The organism is Roseovarius sp. PS-C2, assembly GCF_018862045.1.
Taxonomy (GTDB): Bacteria; Pseudomonadota; Alphaproteobacteria; order Rhodobacterales; family Rhodobacteraceae; genus Roseovarius.
This window is the reverse complement of sequence record NZ_JAHKSQ010000003.1, coordinates 113,607-134,029: the sequence shown is the minus strand read 5'-3', so window position 1 is coordinate 134,029 and position 20,423 is coordinate 113,607. Positions and strand designations below refer to the sequence as shown.

Genomic DNA, 20,423 nt, shown 5'->3' with positions numbered 1-20,423 from the left:
CCCTGTCAAAGGCAGCCGCGCCCATCTCCGCGTTTCCTGAAGGCTAACTTGGGGCGGCCCCCGCCCCGTTTCAACCGATTTGACGCAGAATGCCTTTCCCAAACAGGCACCACAAGGGCTGTTTGCGCCATGACCGGGGGAAAATGCGTGGCATGCGATATAACGGGCCACCCACCGCGGGCGGCTTCTCACCACATCCTAAAGCCGCTCGATATCGCCCTGCTCGCGCCCGGCATGGAACGCGGCTTCCCAATCCGCGAACCGCCCCGCGGCAATCGCATCGCGCATCCCCTGCATGATGTCCTGATAATAATGCAGGTTGTGCCATGTCAGCAGCATCGAACTGATGATTTCCTGGCTGCGGAACACATGATGCAGATAGGCGCGTGAATACTTCCGGCAGGTGGGGCATGTGCACTGATCGTCAATCGGGCGCGGATCGTCCTGATGGCGGGCGTTCTTGATGTTCAACTGCCCGTGCCGTGTGAACACCTGCCCCGTGCGCCCGCTGCGCGAGGGCAGCACGCAATCCATCATGTCGATGCCCCGCTTCACCGCGCCCACGATGTCATCGGGCTTGCCCACACCCATCAGGTAACGCGGCTTGTCCTGCGGCAGGAATCCCGGCGCATAGTCCAGCACACCGAACATCGCCTCCTGCCCCTCGCCCACGGCAAGGCCACCCACGGCATAGCCATCGAACCCGATTTCGCACAGCGCCTTCGCCGATTCCTCGCGCAACTCGGGGGTGACGCCCCCCTGCATGATCCCGAACAGCGCATGGCCGGGCCGGTCCCCGAACGCCTCTTTCGAACGCGCCGCCCACCGCATCGACAACCGCATGCTCTCGGCCACCTGCGCCTCGGTCGCGGGCAGCGCCGGGCATTCGTCGAAACACATCACGATATCGCTGCCCAACAGCCGCTGGATCTCCATCGAGCGTTCCGGTGTCAACTCATGGCGCGACCCGTCGATATGGCTTTTGAAGGTCACGCCCTCCTCGGTCAGCTTGCGCAGACCCGCAAGGCTCATCACCTGAAACCCGCCCGAATCCGTCAAAATGGGCCGCTCCCAGTTCATGAAACGATGCAACCCGCCCAACCTGTCGATCCGTTCCGCCGTGGGGCGCAGCATCAGGTGATAGGTATTGCCCAGCAGGATATCGGCCCCGGTCGCGCGCACGCTTTCGGGCAGCATCGCCTTGACCGTCGCCGCCGTGCCCACCGGCATGAAGGCCGGCGTGCGCACCTCGCCGCGCGGCGTTTCGATCACGCCCGTGCGCGCCGCCCCGTCCGTGGCCTGCAATTGAAAGCTGAATTTCACCGGATCATCCCGCATTTGCCGTCTTTCCGCCCCCCTTATTGTGATTTAACCTCGCTTGAAAACCCCGCGCTTTCATTTCGAGTGAGTTTCACAATGACCGAACAACAAATTCTGGACCTTCTGGGATCGAACCTGATCTGGATTCTTCTGGCGATCCTGATCTTCGCCGTCATCTTCAAGGGAATCCAGATCGTCCCGCAATCCGAACAATACGTCGTCGAACGCTTTGGCCGCCTGCGCGCGGTGCTCGGGCCGGGGATCAATTTCATCGTGCCGTTCCTCGATGTGGTGCGCCACAAGGTGTCGATCCTCGAACGCCAGCTTCCCAATGCCAGCCAGGACGCCATCACTCGCGACAACGTGCTGGTCGAGGTCGAAACCTCCGTATTCTACCGCATCACCCAGCCGGAAAAGACGGTCTATCGCATCCGCGACGCCGATGCCGCCATCGCCACCACCGTCGCCGGGATCGTGCGCGCCGAGATCGGCAAGATGGATCTCGATGACGTGCAGGCCAACCGCTCGGCCCTGATTTCCACCATCAAGGCCGCGGTCGAGGATGCGGTCGACGACTGGGGTATCGAAGTCACCCGCGCCGAATTGCTGGACGTCAACCTTGATGAGGCCACCCGCGCCGCCATGCTCCAGCAGCTCAATGCCGAACGCGCCCGCCGCGCCCAGGTGACCGAGGCCGAAGGCAAGAAACGCGCCGTCGAACTCGAAGCCGACGGCGAGCTGTACGCCGCCGAACAAACCGCCAAGGCCCGCCGCATTCAGGCCGAGGCCGAAGCCTACGCCACCGGCGTCGTGGCGCAGGCGATTGCCGATAACGGGCTCGAGGCCGCGCAATACCAGGTCGCGCTGAAACAGGTCGAGGCGCTCAATGCCCTCGGTAACAGCCCGTCCTCGCAAACCGTGCTGGTTCCCGCACAGGCGCTCGAAGCCTTCGGCAACGCCTTCAACATGCTGAAAGGCAAATCATGAGCGAACTCTGGAATATCTGGTGGGTCTGGCTGGCCGCCGCTCTGGCGCTGGCCATCCTCGAAACCCTGATCCCCGGCTATGTCTTTCTGGGCATCGCCGTGGGCGCCGCCCTGACGGCGCTGATCGTCGCCCTGCCCCTGTCCATCGGGCCATCCGCCCTGATCGCCATCTTCGCGGTCCTGTCGCTGGCGGCATGGCTGATCCTGCGCCGCGCCTTCCGCGCCCGCAACGATCAGAGCCGCATCATTCACGAAGACATCAACCAGTAACCGCGAAGCCGCCTGTCGGGCCGCTCACATGGAATTCCTTGTGCTCGCGCCTGCGACATGCTGTCATCACCCCCAAGACTCCGGCCTTGGCCCGCGCCACGGCCTGCCCGCACAGACGCAACAAGGGACAGATGCATGACCGATACACCCGAAGCCACACAGCAACTGCAATTCGGGTGGGAAGAATGGATTTCATTACCGGATCTCGGGGTGCCCGCCCTGCGCGCCAAGGTCGATACCGGCGCGCGCACATCGGCGTTGCACGCCTTCGATATCGAAACCTTCGGCCCGGCCAGCAAACCCAAGGTGCGCTTTACCGTTCACCCCATTCCGGGGCGCGACGATCTGGTGATTCCCTGCTCGGCCCCCATCGTCGACCGGCGCGAGGTCACGTCCTCGAACGGCGAAAAGGAACTGCGCTACGTGATCGAAAGCAACCTGTCGGTCAACGGCGACAGCTGGCCCATCGAAATCACGCTGACCAACCGAGCGACCATGCAATCGCGCATGTTGCTGGGGCGCCAGGCGCTCAAGGATCACATCACCATCGTCGCCACCGACCGTTTCATGCAGCCCGAACTCAGCTACGATGTGTATCACACCGCCAAGATGCGCCACGAAGCGCCCAAGCGCGCCCTGCGGATCTGCGTTCTCTCGCGCGAGGATAACTACTCCACCCGCCGCCTTGTCGAAGAAGGCGAAAAGCGCGGCCACTCGGTCGAGGTGATCAACACCACCCGCTGCTACATGGCGATCAACGCCATGGCCCCCGAGGTGCATTACGACGGCAAACGCCTGCCCCGCTTCGATGCCGTGATTCCCCGCATCGGGGCCTCGATCACGCCCTATGGCACCGCCATCATCCGACAGTTTGAAACCATCGGCACCTATTGCGTGAACCCCTCCGCCGGGATCAGCGCCAGCCGCGACAAGCTCTATGCCCATCAGATCATGGCCCGCGCCAAGATCGGAATGCCCAATACCGCCTTCGCCGCCTCGCCCAAGGATACCGGCAATCTGATCGGGCTCGTGGGCACCGCGCCGCTGATCGTCAAGCTGCTGGAATCGACCCAGGGCAAGGGCGTCGTCCTGGCCGAAACCAAAAAGGCCGCCGAATCGGTGATCGACGCCTTCCGCGGTCTCAAGGCCAACTTTCTGGTGCAGGATTTCGTCAAGGAAGCCGCCGGCGAGGATATCCGCTGTCTGGTGATCGGCGGCAAGGTCGTCGCCTCGATGAAGCGCACCGGCGCCGAGGGCGATTTCCGCTCGAACCTGCATCGCGGCGGCTCGGCCAAATCCGTGCGCATCACCAAGGAGGAACGCGACACCGCCCTGCGCGCCGCCAAGGCCTTCAACCTGAACATGGCCGGGGTCGACCTGCTGCGCTCCGAAACCGGCCCCAAGGTGCTCGAGGTCAATTCCTCGCCGGGATTCGAGGGAATCGAGAATTCGACCGGCAAGAACATCGTCGGGCGGCTTTACGAAAACATCGAATCCCGCGTGCGCCCCGCTCCGGTCCGGCGGCGCAAAACCACGACCCGGAAAAAATCCGACTGACGCTGTCACACGCAGTTGCGCCCATCATGGACGCACCCGGCGGGCCGACACGGGATTTTCGTACAAAACCCGCGTACACTTTGTACGTTTTGTACGAAACCCGACCTCTGGACGGCGTGGATCATAAAACCTATATGTTTCGTCAGGAACATCGCAGGATCCAGACATGACTCAAAGCCCAGAACCTCTCGAAGGCGCACCGCTCATTGCCCCGTCCAGCACGGAGCATCCTCTCTACGAGCAGATCGTCGAGGCCTGTCGCACCGTCTATGACCCTGAAATTCCAGTGAATATTTACGATCTGGGCCTGATCTACACGGTCGAGATCAACGACGAGAACGCCGTGCGCGTCATCATGACCCTCACCGCACCGGGCTGCCCCGTCGCCGGTGAAATGCCCGGTTGGCTGGCCGAGGCCATCGAACCCGTAGCCGGGGTCAAACAGGTCGATGTCGAACTGGTCTGGGACCCGCCCTGGGGCATGGACATGATGAGCGACGAAGCCCGTCTGGAACTGGGTTTCATGTAATATTTTCAATGGATTGAAAGGGAAATCTCATGTTCGGAATTCCCGGAAAACAGGCCGTCACCATGACGCCCGCCGCCGCCACGAAAATCGCGAAGCTGATGGAAAAGGACGGCCACCAAGGCCTGCGCATCGGCGTCAAGAAAGGCGGCTGCGCGGGTATGGAATACACCATGGAGTATGTTGCCGAGGTCGATCCACATGATGAAGTGGTCGAACAGGACGGCGCGCGGGTGATGATCGCCCCGATGGCGCAAATGTTCCTGTTCGGCACGCAGATCGACTATCAGACCTCGCTGCTTGAATCGGGTTTCGTGTTCAACAATCCCAACGTCACCGAAGCCTGCGGTTGCGGGGAATCGATCAAGTTTGAAGGCATGTAAGATACGCTCGTATCCATCTGCAAATAAACAATAATAAAGGAAATCGGGACGATGGTGCGCAAGCTCGCCGCTGGCAACTGGAAGATGAACGGAACCCGCGCGGCACTGGAGGAGCTACAGGCGTTGGCGCAGGCGCACAGCGACCCGGCCGTCGATATCCTGATCTGTCCTCCGGCAACCTTGCTGATGTCCGCCGCCGAACTGGTTTCAGGCCACCCACTAGATATAGGGGCTCAGGACTGCCACACCACCCCCTCCGGCGCGCATACCGGCGATATCTCGGCTCCCATGATCGCCGATTGCGGGGCCACCGCCGTGATCGTCGGCCATTCCGAACGCCGAGAAGATCACAATGAATCCAATGACTTGATCCGCGCCAAGGCCGAATCCGCCCACGCGGCGGGCCTCACCGCGATCATCTGCATCGGCGAAACCCTGGCACAGCGTGACGCCGGTCAGACCCTCGACGTGATCGCGGACCAGCTTCAGGGCTCTACGCCCGACGGGGCCACCGGGGCCAATACCGTCATCGCTTACGAACCCGTCTGGGCCATCGGCACCGGCAAGGTGCCCAGCCTCGAACAGATCGGCGAAGTGCATGATTTCATAAGGGAAAACCTGACCGCGCGCTTTGGCGCGGACAACGCCCGCACCATCCGCCTGCTCTATGGCGGGTCGGTCAAATCCGCCAACGCACCCGAAATCTTCGCCGTGGCGAATGTTGACGGGGCCCTTGTCGGTGGCGCCAGCCTCGCAGAAAGCGATTTTACCCCTATTATCAAATCTCTGGAAGCCGCTGTTTAAGTTATCACAACGGCAGAAAGGTGGTCGATTTGATCTCTTCCATCGACAACAACGCCGTCACGTTATGCACTTTCACCTCGGAAATCAGTGCCTGGTAAAACGTGTCATAAGCCCGCGCATTGGCCACCCGCACCTTGAGGATATAGTCGATATCCCCCGCCAGTCTGTGCGCCTCCTGAACCTCGTCACGATCCAGCAAAGCCTTTAAAAACCTGGCCTGCCAGTCGGCATCGTGTTCCGACGTGCGGATCAGGACAAAGAAACAGGCCTCGAATCCAAGCGCCTCGGCATCCAGCAGGAACGTCTGCTGTTTGATGATTCCGGCCTCGCGCATTTTGCGAATCCGATTCCAGACAGGGGTCTTGGAACTGCCAACAACCTTGGCGATTTCATCCAGAGACAGGCCACCGTCCTTCTGCAACTGCACAAGAATTTTTCGATCCAGATCGTCAATGCGAACAGCCATTTCGGGTTTTGCCCTTTCGTAGAACGCCCCCGAGAAATTACCCGAAGGTTGGAACATATGTCCTTATTCACGCCGACATATGGCGCATATATGGGAATATTTTCTATATTACATCCAAAGTCAAACAGGTTCCCAAGGCCACCGATGAAACATTTTCCCATCTTCCTGTCCGTAGAGGGCCAGCGCATCGTCATTTCGGGCGGCGGCGAGGCCGCATTGGCAAAACTACGCCTGCTGCTGAAAACCGAGGCCGATCTGGTCGTCTTCGCCCCTTCCCCCGCCCCCGAGATCGAGGCCTGGGCCGCCGAGGACCACCTGACCCTGCACCGTCGCCCGCTTGCCGTTGGCGACACGCGCAACACCGCCCTGTTCTACGCCGCCGATGAAGACCCCATCGAAGACGCGCGCACCGCATCCATCGCCCGTGCCGAAGGCGCATCGGTCAATATCGTGGACAATCTGGAGGACAGCCAGTTCATCACCCCCGCCATCGTGGACCGTGACCCGGTGACCGTCGCCATCGGCACCGAAGGCGCCGCGCCGGTCCTGGCCCGCGCGATCAAGGCCGATCTCGAAGCGAAACTGCCCACAACCCTTGGCACATTGGCGCGGATCGGCAAGGCGTTTCGCAAACTGGCCGATATCCTGCCCACGGGCCGTATCCGCCGCGATTTCTGGGCGGATTATTATTTCAGCGAAGGCCCACGCGCATTGGATCGCGGCGGCGAGGCAGAGGCGAACAAGGCCCTGCAAGCCCTTGTCAAAAAACATGAAAAATCAGAACAACTCCCCGGCCATGTGGCCTTTGTCGGGGCAGGACCGGGTGACCCGGAGCTGTTGACCCTCAAGGCGCGCAAGGCGCTCGACGCGGCGGATGTGGTGATCCACGACCGGCTGGTCGCGCCGGAAATCCTCGAACTCGCCCGCCGCGAGGCGACGCTGATCGACGCGGGCAAGCAAGGTTTTGGCCCCTCCATGGATCAGGACGAGATCAACCACCTGATCGTGACCCACGCCACCCAAGGCGCGCAGGTGGTGCGCCTCAAGGGGGGTGATCCTGCCGTTTTCGGACGTCTGGACGAAGAGATCGACGCGGTCGAAGCCGCGGCCATCGACTGGCATATCGTGCCCGGCATCACCGCAGCCTCGGCCAGCGTGGCCTCGATCGGCCAGAGCCTGACACGGCGGGGCCGCAATTCGTCGGTCCGGTTCCTGACCGGCCATGACATGAAGGGATTTGCCGATCACGACTGGCAGGCGCTCGCCCGCCCCGGCGAGGTGGCTGCGATCTATATGGGTAAGAAATCGGCCCGTTTCATTCAGGGACGGCTGATCATGCACGGCGCGGATCGCGCGACGCCGGTAACGATGATCGAAAACGCCTCGCGTCCCGATCAGCGCACGCTCGCCACCACGCTCGAAAAATTGCCGCTGGATCTGGCCGAGGCCCGGCTCAACGGCCCCGCCCTGACCTTCTATGGCCTTGCGCCGCGCGCGGCGCAAACCGCCCTCTCCCTTCAAGACCAGGAGCTTGCCTGACATGCCCCGAGAGTTCACTCCCAAAGTCGTCACCGCCAACGCCCTGATCGAGGGCGATGTCGTCTACCTGACAAGCGATGACCGCTGGACGCGCCACCTGTCCGAAGCCGAACTGATCACCGACGAGGCGCATGCCCAACTGCGCCTTCTGATGGCCGAGGGTCAGCCCAACGATGTCGTTGGCGTCTATCTGGCCGAGGCCGTCGCAGGCCCCAACGGCCCCGAACCCACCCATTTCCGCGAGGCGTTCCGCCGCAAAGGCCCCTCGAACTATCCCCATGGCAAGCAAGCGGAGTTGACCGATGTATAACTATTCCGAATTCGACGCCGCCTTCGTGGCCGAGCGCAACCGTCAGTTCCGCGCACAGGTCGAACGCCGGATCAGCGGCGCGCTGACCGAAGACGAGTTCAAGCCCCTGCGCCTGATGAACGGGCTCTATCTGCAATTGCACGCCTATATGCTGCGCGTGGCGATCCCCTATGGCACGCTGGACAGCGCCAAGATGCGCCAACTGGCCTATATCGCCGAACGGTGGGACAAGGGCTATGGCCATTTCACCACCCGGCAGAACATCCAGTACAACTGGCCCAGACTGTCGGATGTGCCGGACATTCTGGATGCCCTGGGCGAGGTCGGGATGCATGCCATCCAGACCAGCGGCAACACCATCCGCAACGTCACCGCCGACCATTTCGCCGGGGCCGCCGCCGATGAAATCGCCGATCCCCGCCCCGTGGCCGAACTGATCCGGCAATGGTCCACCGACCACCCGGAATTCCAGTTCCTGCCACGCAAGTTCAAGATCGCCGTGACCGGCAGCCCCAACGACCGTGCCGTGATCAAAGCACATGACATCGGCTTGCAGATCGTCGAACGCGACGGCCTGCAAGGCTATCGCGTGATCGTGGGCGGCGGTCTGGGCCGCACGCCGATGATCGGCAAGGTGCTGTCCGATTTCATCAGCCAGGACGATCTGCTGCCCTATCTCGAAGCGGTGGTCAGTGTCTGGAACCAGATCGGGCGGCGCGACAACAAGTACAAGAGCCGCATCAAGATCACCGTGCATGAGCACGGTATCGACGACATCCGCGCGCGGGTGGAGGATCGTTTCGCAATGATCCGCCCCGCCTTCAGCGGCGTCGACCTTGAGTTGTTCGAAGAGATCAAGTCTGCCTTTGCCGCCCCGGCCTTCCGCAAGAGCAGCACGGCAATCCACGAAACCGCCTATGCCACCGATCCGATCTTCCGCTCGTGGTGCGACACCAACCTGGCCGAACATCGCGCGCCGGGCTATGCCATCGTGCAGATCAGCCTCAAGGCGCATGGCGCGACACCGGGCGACGCCACGGCAGAGCAGATGCGCGTGATGGCCGATCTGGCCGAATTTTATGGCCATGACGAGTTGCGTATCAGCCACGAGCAGAACGTGATCCTGCCGCATGTGCACAAATCCGACCTGCCCTCGATTCATGGCATCCTGAAAAAGCACGGGCTGGCCACGGCGAATATCGGGCTGATCTCGGATATCATCGCCTGCCCCGGCATGGATTACTGCGCCCTGGCGACCGCCCGCTCGATTCCGATCGCGCAGGAAATCGCCACACGGTTCGACGAGTTGAAGCTGGAACATGAAATCGGCGATCTGAAGATCAAGATTTCGGGCTGCATCAATGCCTGCGGGCACCACCATGTCGGGCATATCGGCATTCTGGGCCTCGACCGGGCCGGCGTCGAGAACTACCAGATCACGCTTGGCGGCGATCACACGCAGGACGCAGCTCTTGGGCAGCGCACCGGGCCGGGGTTCTCGGCGGATGACATCGTGTCCGCAATCGAGCGGATCGTGGACACCTATCTGGAATATCGCGACAGCGCCGACGAGTCTTTCCTGCAAACCTATCGCCGCGTTGGAATGCCTCCGTTCAAGAGCGCCCTTTATGAAAAGGCCGAGGCCTATGCAGCCCAGTGATCTCGACAATCGTGTCGCGACGCTCAATGACCGCTACCGCCACCATTCGGCGACAGCGGTTCTCGAGCACGCGTTGCACGACCCGGACGCCGGGAAGCTGGCGCTCGTTTCCAGCTTCGGGGCCGAGTCCGTGGTGCTGTTGCACATGGTTTCGGTCGCGCGCCGCGATACGCCGGTGATCTTTATCGACACGCAGATGCTGTTTGCCGAAACGCTGGTTTATCAACAGGAACTGGCCGAGCGGCTGGACCTGCGCGACCTGCGCATCATCCGCGCCGCCGACACCGCGCTCCAACGGCAGGACCCCGACGGCACCCTGCATAAAACCGCGCCCGACGCCTGCTGCGCCCTGCGCAAGACCGAGCCCTTGCAGCGCGCCCTTGACGGCTTCGGCGGCTGGATCACCGGGCGCAAGCGGTTTCAGGGCAGCACACGCTCCACGCTCGAGTTCTTCGAGGCCGAGGACGGCACGGGTCGGATCAAGGTCAACCCGCTGGCGCATTGGGCCCCCGAAGACCTGCGCACTTACATGGAGGAAAACCGCCTGCCCCGGCATCCGCTGGTGGCCAGGGGCTACCCCTCTATCGGCTGCGCCCCCTGCACGACCCGCGTGAACGAAGGCGAAGACCCCAGATCGGGCCGCTGGCGCGGCCAGGACAAAACTGAATGCGGCATCCATTTCGTCAACGGAAGGATCGTCCGCCAAGGAGAGAACGCATGAGCATCATAGTGACTGACAAGGGGTTCACACCCGACGACTGGACCGGCTCCATTTCCGCGCTCGAAGACGCACGGACAGGATACGCCATCGACCTCCCCTCCAGTGCCGACCCGATGGAACTGGCCGGGCGGCTGGCCGATATCCCGATGATCCGGGTGGATTTCCCCAGCTTCGCCGACGGGCGCGGCTTTACCATCGCGCGGCAGCTGCGCCTGATGGGCTACAAGGGGCGGCTGCGCGCACGCGGCCATGTGATCGCCGATCAATACGCCATGGCCCGCCGGGCCGGTTTCGACGAGGTCGAAATCGCCGACGATCTGGCCGAACGTCAGCCCGAAGATCAGTGGATGTTCCGGGCCGATTGGGGCGCACATGATTATCAGGCGCGCCTGCGCGGCTAAATCCCCTTCACCTGACCTGAATCAAAGATTACTTAGAGGTGTCGGTTTAACGAAACCGGCAGATGGAGCAATGAACGAGATCAGCACAGTGACCGAAGCAGCAGCCAAGGCCGTCAAGAAACCCGCCCTGCCCGACGCGCAGACCGTGACCGAAGTGACCCATTGGACCGACCGTCTGTTTTCCTTCCGGGTGACACGGCCCGCCTCGCTGCGGTTCCGCTCGGGGGAATTCGTGATGATCGGGCTGATGCAGACCGATGAAAAGACCGGCAAGGAAAAGCCGCTTCTGCGTGCCTATTCCATCGCCTCGCCCTCCTGGGACGAGGAATTGGAGTTCTACTCGATCAAGGTTCAGGACGGCCCGCTGACCAGCCGTTTGCAGCACATCCAGCCCGGCGATGAGATCATCCTGCGGCCCAAGCCTGTGGGCACGCTGGTGCATGACGCCCTACTGCCGGGTAAACGTATCTGGTTCTTCGCCACTGGCACCGGGTTTGCGCCGTTTGCCTCGCTTCTGCGCGATCCGCAGACCTATGAGGACTATGACGAGGTCATCATCACCCACACCTGCCGCGAGGTGGGCGAACTGGAATATGGCAAGCAACTGATCGACAGCATCCGCAAGGACGAAATGCTGGAAGAACTGATCGGCGAAGGGTTTCACGAAAAACTGCGGTATTATCCGACGACGACCCGCGAAGAGAGCCCCAAGATGGGCCGCATCACCGACCTGATGCGCAAGGGCGAAGTGTTCGAGGATCTGGGCGTCGAACCGCTCAGCCCTGAAACCGACCGCGCGATGGTCTGCGGGAACCTGGCCTTCAACCTCGAGATCAAGGCGATGCTGGAAGAATACGGGCTGCGCGAGGGTGCCAATTCGGACCCCAAGGAATATGTGGTCGAAAAGGCGTTTCTGGACTGATCCGCGCCATGCCTTTCCCCGATACGAAAAACCCGCGCCGGTCTGGCGCGGGTTTCTTTTTTCAATCAGACGGACCGCCCGATCTTACATGCCAAGCGCTTCGCGAACCTTTGCAAGAGCGGTCTTGAGCAGATCAGGGTTTTGCCGCGCTTGCTCAAGCGATCCTTTCAGCAGGGTTTTCTGCATGTCGCCGATAGACGAATTGTCGATCGCCTCGGACGCCTTGTCCATGTCGAAGCCATCGACAGTCAACCAATCGGCCACGCCCCCGGCAGATGCATCAACCTCTGCTTCGGTCGCCGCAGCGGCGTCGTCAGTAGCGCTTTCTGCGGCATCGGCGGCCGATTCCGCAGCCTCCGCAGCCTCATCGACCGCAGTATCTGCGGCCTGATCGACGGCCTCAGCGGTGCTGTCGGCGGCCTCGGTCGCGGTTTCAACCGCCGTATCCGCCGCATCGCTGGCGGCGTCGGCCGCCTCGGTCGCGGTTTCTTCCACTGCGGTCATGGTATCGCTGGCCGCATCGGTCGCTGCCTCGGCGGCATCGCTGGCGGCGTCCGCAGCGGCATCAACGGCCTCTTCTGCGGTTTCCTGCACGGTCGTCGCGGCCTCTTCGGCCGCGTCCGTCACGGTCGTGGCCGCGTTGTCGACGGCTTCACCCGCAGCCTCGGCGGCATCTTCCAAGGCGGTGGGTTCTTCGACCGCGCCGGTCACGTCATCGGCAACGTCCTGCGGCGATTTTCCGGTGAACAGCATGTAACCACCCCCCAGAACCACAAGCGCCAGAACGATCCAAAGCAGGTTTCTCATTGTTTTAGTCCCCTCAAAATACTGATCTTCTACGCGATCACCTGTCACGCAACTCATTGCTTTCAGATGACTCTGCGAAAGGAAAGCGACAAGGGGGAATGTAACACGATTCGGCTCAGATCAGCCGATTTTGCAGCTTGAAAGCCCGCAATACCGCGGTTACTTTGCGGTTTCGAAATATTCCAACAACCGAAGGATCAAAGCCATAGCCCGCAGACCGCATAACGCGCCCCCGACCCGTGATACAGGCCCCCGCGTCAACGACAAAATCCGTGCCCCCGAAATTCGCCTGATCGGCGCCGAAGGGGAAAACGTTGGCGTCGTGACACCAGAGCGTGCGATGGAGATGGCCGAGCAGGCCGGGTTGGATCTGGTTGAAATTTCGCCCAACGCCACCCCGCCGGTCTGCAAGATCATGGACTATGGCAAGTACAAGTACGAACAGCAGAAGCGCGAGGCCGAAGCGCGCAAGAAGCAGAAGACCATCGAGGTGAAGGAGGTCAAGTTCCGGCCCAACACCGACACGCATGATTATGACGTGAAGATGCGTAACGTGCTGAAATTTCTTGAAAAAGGCGACAAGGTCAAGGTCACGCTGCGGTTTCGCGGTCGCGAAATGGCGCACCAGGATCTGGGCCGCGACCTGCTGAACCGGGTGGCCGAGGACGTCAAGGACATCGGCAAGGTCGAGAACATGCCGAAGATGGAAGGCCGTCAGATGATCATGGTGATCGGCCCCATCGCGCGCTGAGGTCGGGCCATTCGTTGCGTACAAAACGTACGAAGTGTACGCGGGTTTTGTACGAAATCCGGGGCTTTCACGAAAGAGCGCGTCCATGATGGACACAAACGCCCCCTTGCACCCACCGGTGCGAGGGGTTTTTTTATCCGCAACGACCGGCCCCCGATCGACTCGGGCAAAAGAGCCAGCACAAGGAGAGCGCAAGATGTGGGAAGAGCGATTTGCCACGCCGGATTACGTTTTCGGGCGCGCCCCGGCGGTCTTTCTGAGCGATCATGCCGATCTGCTGACCCCCGGCGCGACGGCGCTGTCGGTGGCCGATGGTGAGGGGCGCAATTCGGTGTTCATGGCGCAGCGGGGCATGCAGGTGACGGCGCTGGAATACGCCTCCTCGGCCATTGCCAAGGCAAAGGCCCTTGCCGGGGAGAGCGGTGTCGACGTGACATTCCGGCAAGTGGACGTGCTGGCCCATGACTGGCCCGACACCTACGATCTGGTGGCGGGTATCTTCATCCAGTTCGTCGGCCCGAAGGACCGCGCGACACTGTTCGACGGCATGAAGCGCAGCGTCGCCCCCGGCGGGCTGATGATGCTGCACGGCTATACCCCGAAGCAGATCGAATTCGGCACCGGCGGGCCACCCGACCCGGCCAATATGTATACCGAAGAAATCCTGCGCGATGCCTTTGCCGGGTGGGACATCCTGGAATGCCGCGCCTATGAGCGCGACATCCGGGAAGGCAAGGGTCATGCCGGGCGGTCGGCCCTGATCGACCTGATCGCGCGCCGCCCCATGAACGCCTGAGATCACTTCATGGCGTGCTGGGCACAACTGACCGCCGGGTTGAAGGGTTTGAGCATCCCCGCCGGGTTGTCACGATAGAGCCAGACATGCTGATCGTAATGCGGTTCGAACCCGTGCGCTTCGTCGGCTTCGGTGGCGGGGTCGTCGGCCATGGCCTCCCATTGTTTGCCGTTGATCTGCGGATGCGGCTTGCCGGCGGCCTTCCACGCCCCTTGCCAGACAAGGTTTTCGACCGCGACCAGTTCAAGCGAACCATCCTCTTGCGGCTCGTAGATCAGGATGCCGGGATGCATCCAGTCGGTATGCATGCCATTCCCGCTGACGCGGGGTTCGGCGCCGGTGATGCCCAGCCGTGCGGGGTGGATATAGTGAATGCCCATGCCCCCCCATTCGGGTGGGAGCCCTTCTGCTTCGGCCGTGACGCATTGATCCGCCGGATCGCGGATATAGCCATCGGCAAGCGCCACTTCGACATCGCGGTATTTTTCGGTGGCGGCCCGAACCGCATCGAGATCCACCGTATCGGCCAGGGCCGCCCCGGCCACCCCGGCAGCAAGCGCGGCAATGCCCGCCGCAACATTCGTTTTCATTGATTTTCTCCCCTCTTCTGCGCGCCGTCACCGGACCTGGACCATGCGAAACCCGGAGAACTCGTGCAGAAGAAGGTGGCGGGCGTGCGGGCATAGTAGCACGAAATCGCAACATGCGAGGAAATATCGTGATCGCCTCACGCCCTGACCGCCTTGACCGCAATCAATACCCGACGGTCCGGCGCGCGGCAGGCTGATGCCATGTCAACACGAGCCAACAGGTTTTCCGTCATCATTGTCACCGACGATCGTGCGGTGATGCTGGATGGCGTTCCAGATATACCAGACGCCCCCGCCAGGATGGTCATCTTCGGGCATGGCAGCGGCAGCAACCGCATGAGCCCGCGCAACATCAGCGTTGCCCGGCAACTGAACGCGGCGGGCATCGCCACGTTGCTGTTCGATCTTCTGACCGATGCCGAAACTGCCAGCCCGCGCCATGTGGGCGATATTGCGCTGCTTGCCAATCGCGTTCAGCAGGCTCTGGACTGGACGGCGATCAACACGCAAACCGCGCCGCTGCCCAAGGGGCTGTTCGGGGCCGGCACCGGGGCCGCCGCCGCGCCGGATATGGTCGGGCGGCACAGTGTCGAGTGGTTCACCACCCATCTGCGCGGCAGCCGGTGACAGAGCTCAGCGTGCCAACGGCTCGAGCACGGTAATCCCCACGGCGGCGGCGCGCGCCAGTTCGGGATCGAGCGACATCGGGATATATTCCCCCCGTCTCCAGAGCTGTGCCATGTCATCGTAATAGCGTGACAGGAAATGGCCCGACTGGCCGGTCGAGACGATGAACACACTGCTGTCGGGATCGGCAAAGTCGTAAACCCCGCGATATCCCGCACCGTGCACGTTCTGGAACGGATCGGGGCCGGTTCCCTTTGTGCGCCCCCGCAACAGCGTGTGATCCCCGCCCGAGGTGGATTGGCGGATATTCACGAAATAGCGCAGCACGGGCACCTCGCCCAGAACCTGATGGTCGTGGGTGGCCTGATGGGCATCGCCCCACCGCAGGCTTTCCAGGGCGGTGCCATAGGTTTCGTTGATCCACACCAGCGCATCGTCCAGCGCCATGCGGGAAATGTCGGTGCAGCTTTCGACGCGGGTGGACTGACGCACATCGCACCATGCCGAGGCCCCGTCGATATCGCGGTAAACCCGTTCGATGAACACCGGGTCGGGGTGGCTGAACTCATGCGCCAGCGGCCCCAGATCGTCGCGCGTCAGGCGGTCTTGCAGGGCACGCAGCCACGCGGCGTAGATCAGCGGCTCGGGGAGGTGTTCGTTCATCTCGCCGTTCCATTCCGACAGCAGGTCGAGCGCGCGCTGGCGCTGGCGTTCGGGGGTGCCGTCGGGCGCGGCCTCGCCGGTGAACCAAAGGTCGGCGCCGATCAGCGGCAGGAGCGAGCGCGCGGTGAAGCTGACGGTATCGAGCTGCGCCTCGATAAAGCTGTCGCGGGTGTGCACCTCGCGGTTCTGCATCAGCTTGCGCCAGCGATAGACACGCTGCGTATCGCCCCACAGGAAGCTGACATGCAGCGGGAAAGGCCGGTCGACGGTCTTGTTGTTGGTATTGCCCAGAACCCCGCCCGCAGGCGCGACGAATTCGGGATTGGCGGAATAGGGGCTGATCCCCTGCCAGCGGTTCTGGCGAATCCAGCCGCGCGCGGGCATGCGCCCCTGCGTGTCGTGGCGCGCGTTGCGGCGCGGCATGGCGCCGACGGTTTTCATGGCGATGGTGTCCTGATCGACCAGCGTCAGGTTCTGCGAGGGCGCGACATAAAGGCGGCCCGCATCCAGCGCGGTCTCGACCGTCTTGGCGTGCATTATGCTCATGCCCGCGCTCATCGTGGTGTCGGCATCGCTGAGCGCGGTCCAGGACAACGCGGCGACATGCCCCGGCGGGGTGATCGTGGCCAGATCGTAATGCGAGCCGGGCAGGATCGGGCCGTTATCGCTCCAGCGCAGGGTCAGAGTGACCGGGTCGGCATCCTTGATGCGGATGATCGAACGCTCGGTGCGGAAGGGTTTGTGCCCTTCGGGGGTGAGGTATTCGGACGGGTTGTCGGGATTGAGCTTTTCGATGAACACGTCCTGATCGTCCATGTAGGACGAGGTGATCGCCCAGCCCAGATCGTGGCTGCGCCCGGTCATCACCACCGGCACGCCGGGAATGGTGCCGCCGATCACGCCGCCGCTGTCCAGTTGCAGGCGCGCCAGATACCAAATGGACGGCGCGGAAAAGCCCAGATGCGGATCGTTGGCCAGCAGCGTCCCCCCCGAGGCCGAGCGCGCGGGCGCGGCGGCCCAGGCATTCGACGCCCCGGCAAAGGCGCGTTTGTGAAACGGCGACAGAGGATCGCGCGGGCGCGCGGGCAAAGAGGCATGGCGCAGCGCGCGCGCACCGGGCATGAGCGTGGCGTAATCGGGCAGCGCGGCGATGCCGCTGCCCGGCGCGAGGGGCATGATATCGGCCAGGCGGGCCTCGTCGTCGAGTTCCAGCGAAGCACGGGCGTAAAGCACCTCGTTCTCCAGATGCGAGGACAGCTGCACCGCCATCAGCTTGATGATGGCGATGGAATCGGCGGGCTGCCAGGGGGCCACGGGGGCATTGAACAGGAACATCTCGGGGGCGCCGCGCCCGAGCGCCTCCTGATTGATTTCCGCCAGCCGGGCATTCACCCCGGCGGCATAGGCGGTGAGCGCCTCTTGCGTGGCGGCGTCCTGCGCCGCGACCGAACGGCGCGCCAGATCGTAGAGCCCGAAACGGCGCATGAGCTTGTCGATCTCGATGGTGCGGGCGCCGAACACCTCGGACAGGCGGCCCTGTGCCGTGCGGCGCAGCGTCACCATCTGCCACAGGCGATCCTGTGCATGGGCATAGCCGAGCCCGAAGAACGTATCGGCATCGTTGCCGCCGAAGATATGGGGCACGTTGGCATTGTCGCGCACGATTTCCACCGGCGTGCTGGTGCCGGCCACGGTGAGGCGCTTGTCGTAGTCGGGCAAGGAGCGCGACAGCAGGAAATACAGCACAAGCACGGCGATCAGAGCCAGCACGATCGCCCCGCCCGTCAGCCGCAGCAGCCATTTGAAGATCAGCGCCATGCCCCTGCCCCGGTTTTTCCTTGCATCCGCGCATGGGATAGTCAGAAATCCGGGCCGAGACAATGGAAAGGGAGAAGACAATGACGAAACTGGCATTTCTGGGCCTTGGCGTGATGGGGTATCCGATGGCGGGGCACCTGCAGGCGGCGGGCCATGACGTCTGCGTCTACAACCGGACGACGGCCAAGGCCGAGGCCTGGGTCAAGGAGCATGGCGGGCGCATGGGCCCCACCCCGCGCGAGGCCGCCGCGGGCGCGGAGTTCGTGATGGCCTGCGTGGGCAATGACGACGATCTGCGCGGCGTCTGCCTTGGGCCGGATGGCGCCTTCGGCGGGATGAAGGATGGCGCGATATTCGTCGATCACACCACCGTGTCGGCCAAGGTGACCGAGGAACTTTACGCCAAGGCGCAGGAGGCCGGGCTGAACTTTGTCGATGCGCCGATTTCGGGCGGTCAGGCGGGGGCCGAGAACGGCCAGCTTTCGATCATGTGCGGCGGCGATCAGACCGCCTATGACGCCGCCGAACCGGTGATGAACACCTATGCCAAACTGTGCCGCCGGATCGGCGACACCGGCGCGGGACAGATGACCAAGATGTGCAACCAGATCGCCATCGCCGGAGTCGTGCAGGGCCTGAGCGAGGCGCTGCATTTCGCCGAAAAAGCCGGTCTGGACGGGCGCGCGGTGGTCGAGGTGATCAGCCAGGGCGCGGCGGGAAGCTGGCAGATGGCGAACCGCTACGAGACCATGCTGGACGACGAATTCAACCACGGTTTCGCGGTGGACTGGATGCGCAAGGATCTGGGCATCTGCCTGTCCACGGGCAATGAAACCGGGGCCTCCCTGCCGGTCACGGCGCTGGTCGATCAGTTCTACAAGGACGTGCAGAACATGGGCGGCGGCCGCTGGGACACGTCGAGCCTGTTCAAACGCCTGCGCAAGCTGGCGGGCTGAGCGCATGAGGGGGCGCAGCCCCCTCGGCCCGCGGGGTGTTTGCCGGGTGCAAACAGCCATATGGTTTTTTCGTTCGCTACGCGGAACGGTCGTGACTGCTGTGTGGGCCGGAACGGACGTTGGTTAAGCCGCGCATCGCCAGACCGCGGGGTGGCGATCAGACGGTCATTCAGTGCAGTTTATGCTGGCCAAACCCGAAAGAGATCAAAGGGGCGCACCGACCTCACCAAATCGCCAGCCCGTGCGGGCGGTCTGGCGATGCGCGGCGGCCTTCGGCCGCTGTTTCGCGCTTGGGGACAAATGCAACGAACCTGATCGCAGCACCACACTTTGTGCCAAAGGCTGTTAAGCGAAAAAAGCGAACCTACATCAAAACTCGCCTAGTCGTCAGCTTTGTGCAAATCGACCACGGCATCAGGACCTCACCGAAAGTAGCATCTCGTTGCGTGAAGCAGTTTTACTGATAGTGTTCTCGTTACCTACGGAGGGAACAAGGTTGGCAAATGCGTTCTGCACTCGATTTGGAGTAACTCAACCAATCATCCTCGCGCCGATGGGTCGTGTCGGACCGCCAGAGCTGGTTGCTGCCGTAAGCAATGCGGGGGGGCTTGGGCTGGCTCCACTCTGGACGGAAAGTCCTGACAAGATGAGGATGGAAATTCGGCGGATCAAGGAACTGACCGACAAGCCTTTTGGCGTGAACCTAAATATGGATTTCCGCAACGAAGAGCAGCTTGATGTCTGTTTGGAGGAAGGCGTTGACGTGGTTTCCCTTTTTTGGGGAGATTCGGGAAATTTTGTCGAACGAGCGAAATCGCATGGTGTGAAGGTTATACTAACCGTCAGCACATCTGAGGGAGCGCGTGAAGCCGTCGACCTTGGGGCGGATGCAATCTGCGCCCAGGGATGGGAGGCGGGGGGACATGTCGAAGGCAGAGTTTCAACAATGGCCCTTGTCCCGGCTGTGGCAGACGCGGTTGATGGGCTTCCGGTTATCGCAGCGGGCGGCATAGCAGACGGACGGGGACTTGCTGCTGCACTGGCGCTCGGTGCTTCCGCTGCTTGGATCGGCACCCGTTTTCTCGCTGCCAAAGAAGCACCGACCCACCCGATCTATTTAGAGCGCCTGCTCGCTGCATCCGAGAACGATACGGAGCACTATGACGATCTCTATGACCTCGTCTGGCCGAACGCACCTCACAGAGCTCTAAAAAATAGCACCTCTCGGATGTGGGAGGCAGCCGGACGGCCATCGCTCGGGCACAGACCCGGTGAGGGAGACATCCTCGCCACACGACCTGACGGCGTCGAGATACCAAGATACGCCAGCGCCGTAGCATTTTCTGAATTGGAAGGTGACATCGAGCCGTTGCCCATGTGGTCAGGCCAAGGCGTCGGCCTTGTGACCAAAGTCCAGAGCGCCGAAGAAATCGTTCGAGAGATTGTCGATCAGGCCAAATCCATCATCGATTTCTGATCATTTCTAGGCGCTTACCGCACCGAAGCCGACTTTCGTTTGCGATGCAGCATTCATTTAAATTGGCCCCAAT

22 protein-coding genes are annotated in these 20,423 nt (G+C 62.3%); 17 read left to right on the top strand and 5 right to left on the bottom strand.

What is annotated here, in order from left to right; translation table 11 throughout:
• Positions 1-198: 198 nt before the first annotated feature.
• Entirely contained in the window at positions 199-1,338 is a 1,140-nt protein-coding gene (gene tgt, locus KPG71_RS06640; RefSeq protein ID WP_216337334.1) for a tRNA guanosine(34) transglycosylase Tgt, read from the bottom strand.
• A 78-nt stretch (positions 1,339-1,416) separates the two neighbouring features.
• Between tgt and KPG71_RS06635 the strand changes: the two genes are divergently transcribed.
• From KPG71_RS06635 to tpiA, 6 genes are all read left to right on the top strand, one after another.
• Entirely contained in the window at positions 1,417-2,307 is an 891-nt protein-coding gene (locus KPG71_RS06635; protein ID WP_216337333.1) for an SPFH domain-containing protein, read from the top strand.
• A complete protein-coding gene (locus tag KPG71_RS06630; RefSeq protein ID WP_216337332.1) occupies positions 2,304-2,576 on the top strand; it encodes an NfeD family protein in 273 nt (90 codons plus the stop codon). The genes KPG71_RS06635 and KPG71_RS06630 overlap by 4 nt, the downstream gene beginning before the upstream one ends.
• Before the next feature lie 135 nt (positions 2,577-2,711).
• Complete coding sequence (gene rimK, locus KPG71_RS06625) at positions 2,712-4,133, top strand: 30S ribosomal protein S6--L-glutamate ligase (RefSeq protein ID WP_216337331.1); 1,422 nt, start codon at positions 2,712-2,714, stop codon at positions 4,131-4,133.
• Between the two features lie 166 nt (positions 4,134-4,299).
• Positions 4,300-4,662, top strand: coding sequence for an SUF system Fe-S cluster assembly protein (locus KPG71_RS06620; RefSeq protein WP_216337330.1), 363 nt, complete (start codon positions 4,300-4,302; stop codon positions 4,660-4,662).
• 29 nt (positions 4,663-4,691) lie between these two features.
• Entirely contained in the window at positions 4,692-5,042 is a 351-nt protein-coding gene (locus KPG71_RS06615) for an iron-sulfur cluster assembly accessory protein (RefSeq protein ID WP_216337329.1), read from the top strand.
• 51 nt (positions 5,043-5,093) lie between these two features.
• The gene (gene tpiA, locus KPG71_RS06610; protein ID WP_216337328.1) at positions 5,094-5,846 is read left to right on the top strand and encodes a triose-phosphate isomerase; all 753 of its coding nucleotides are present in this window, start codon (positions 5,094-5,096) and stop codon (positions 5,844-5,846) included.
• A 4-nt stretch (positions 5,847-5,850) separates the two neighbouring features.
• Here the strand turns inward: tpiA and KPG71_RS06605 are convergent, their stop codons facing one another.
• Complete coding sequence (locus KPG71_RS06605; RefSeq protein WP_216337327.1) at positions 5,851-6,312, bottom strand: Lrp/AsnC family transcriptional regulator; 462 nt, start codon at positions 6,310-6,312, stop codon at positions 5,851-5,853.
• Positions 6,313-6,456: 144 nt separating this feature from the next.
• On the opposite strand from KPG71_RS06605, the gene cysG reads away from it, so the two are divergent.
• The 6 genes from cysG (at position 6,457) to KPG71_RS06575 (ending at position 11,865) form a co-directional block, all read left to right on the top strand.
• Positions 6,457-7,851, top strand: a complete 1,395-nt coding sequence (cysG, locus tag KPG71_RS06600; RefSeq protein ID WP_216337326.1) for a siroheme synthase CysG — start codon at positions 6,457-6,459, stop codon at positions 7,849-7,851.
• Position 7,852: 1 nt separating this feature from the next.
• Positions 7,853-8,161, top strand: coding sequence for a DUF2849 domain-containing protein (locus tag KPG71_RS06595; protein ID WP_216337325.1), 309 nt, complete (start codon positions 7,853-7,855; stop codon positions 8,159-8,161).
• Positions 8,154-9,821 (top strand): nitrite/sulfite reductase, encoded by a 1,668-nt coding sequence (locus KPG71_RS06590; RefSeq protein ID WP_216337324.1) that lies wholly within the window; start codon positions 8,154-8,156, stop codon positions 9,819-9,821. The genes KPG71_RS06595 and KPG71_RS06590 overlap by 8 nt, the downstream gene beginning before the upstream one ends.
• Positions 9,808-10,542, top strand: coding sequence for a phosphoadenylyl-sulfate reductase (locus tag KPG71_RS06585; RefSeq protein ID WP_216337323.1), 735 nt, complete (start codon positions 9,808-9,810; stop codon positions 10,540-10,542). The genes KPG71_RS06590 and KPG71_RS06585 overlap by 14 nt, the downstream gene beginning before the upstream one ends.
• Positions 10,539-10,943, top strand: coding sequence for a DUF934 domain-containing protein (locus tag KPG71_RS06580; protein ID WP_073031700.1), 405 nt, complete (start codon positions 10,539-10,541; stop codon positions 10,941-10,943). Before KPG71_RS06585 ends, KPG71_RS06580 begins: the two co-directional genes overlap by 4 nt.
• 70 nt (positions 10,944-11,013) lie before the next feature.
• Positions 11,014-11,865 (top strand): ferredoxin--NADP reductase, encoded by an 852-nt coding sequence (locus tag KPG71_RS06575; protein WP_216337322.1) that lies wholly within the window; start codon positions 11,014-11,016, stop codon positions 11,863-11,865.
• 84 nt (positions 11,866-11,949) lie between these two features.
• On the opposite strand, the gene KPG71_RS06570 is transcribed toward KPG71_RS06575, so the two are convergent.
• Positions 11,950-12,672 carry a translation initiation factor 3 gene (locus tag KPG71_RS06570; protein WP_216337321.1) on the bottom strand — a complete coding sequence of 241 codons (723 nt, stop codon included), beginning with the start codon at positions 12,670-12,672 and terminating at the stop codon, positions 11,950-11,952.
• Positions 12,673-12,877: 205 nt separating this feature from the next.
• Here KPG71_RS06570 and infC point away from each other — a divergent pair, with 205 nt between their 5' ends.
• A complete protein-coding gene (gene infC / locus KPG71_RS06565) occupies positions 12,878-13,423 on the top strand; it encodes a translation initiation factor IF-3 (protein ID WP_084728771.1) in 546 nt (181 codons plus the stop codon).
• A 196-nt stretch (positions 13,424-13,619) separates the two neighbouring features.
• Positions 13,620-14,219 (top strand): cyclopropane-fatty-acyl-phospholipid synthase family protein, encoded by a 600-nt coding sequence (locus KPG71_RS06560; RefSeq protein ID WP_216337320.1) that lies wholly within the window; start codon positions 13,620-13,622, stop codon positions 14,217-14,219.
• Positions 14,220-14,221: 2 nt separating this feature from the next.
• Here the strand turns inward: KPG71_RS06560 and KPG71_RS06555 are convergent, their stop codons facing one another.
• Positions 14,222-14,809, bottom strand: coding sequence for a hypothetical protein (locus KPG71_RS06555; RefSeq protein WP_216337319.1), 588 nt, complete (start codon positions 14,807-14,809; stop codon positions 14,222-14,224).
• Between the two features lie 201 nt (positions 14,810-15,010).
• On the opposite strand from KPG71_RS06555, the gene KPG71_RS06550 reads away from it, so the two are divergent.
• Positions 15,011-15,436: a hypothetical protein gene (locus KPG71_RS06550; RefSeq protein WP_216337318.1), complete on the top strand. Its 426-nt coding sequence runs from the start codon at positions 15,011-15,013 to the stop codon at positions 15,434-15,436.
• 6 nt (positions 15,437-15,442) lie between these two features.
• Here the strand turns inward: KPG71_RS06550 and KPG71_RS06545 are convergent, their stop codons facing one another.
• Entirely contained in the window at positions 15,443-17,917 is a 2,475-nt protein-coding gene (locus KPG71_RS06545) for a penicillin acylase family protein (protein WP_216337317.1), read from the bottom strand.
• 80 nt (positions 17,918-17,997) lie between these two features.
• Here KPG71_RS06545 and KPG71_RS06540 point away from each other — a divergent pair, with 80 nt between their 5' ends.
• Positions 17,998-18,873: an NAD(P)-dependent oxidoreductase gene (locus KPG71_RS06540; RefSeq protein WP_216337316.1), complete on the top strand. Its 876-nt coding sequence runs from the start codon at positions 17,998-18,000 to the stop codon at positions 18,871-18,873.
• 466 nt (positions 18,874-19,339) lie between these two features.
• Positions 19,340-20,350: an NAD(P)H-dependent flavin oxidoreductase gene (locus KPG71_RS06535; protein ID WP_367397330.1), complete on the top strand. Its 1,011-nt coding sequence runs from the start codon at positions 19,340-19,342 to the stop codon at positions 20,348-20,350.
• The last annotated feature ends 73 nt before the right edge of the window (positions 20,351-20,423 follow it).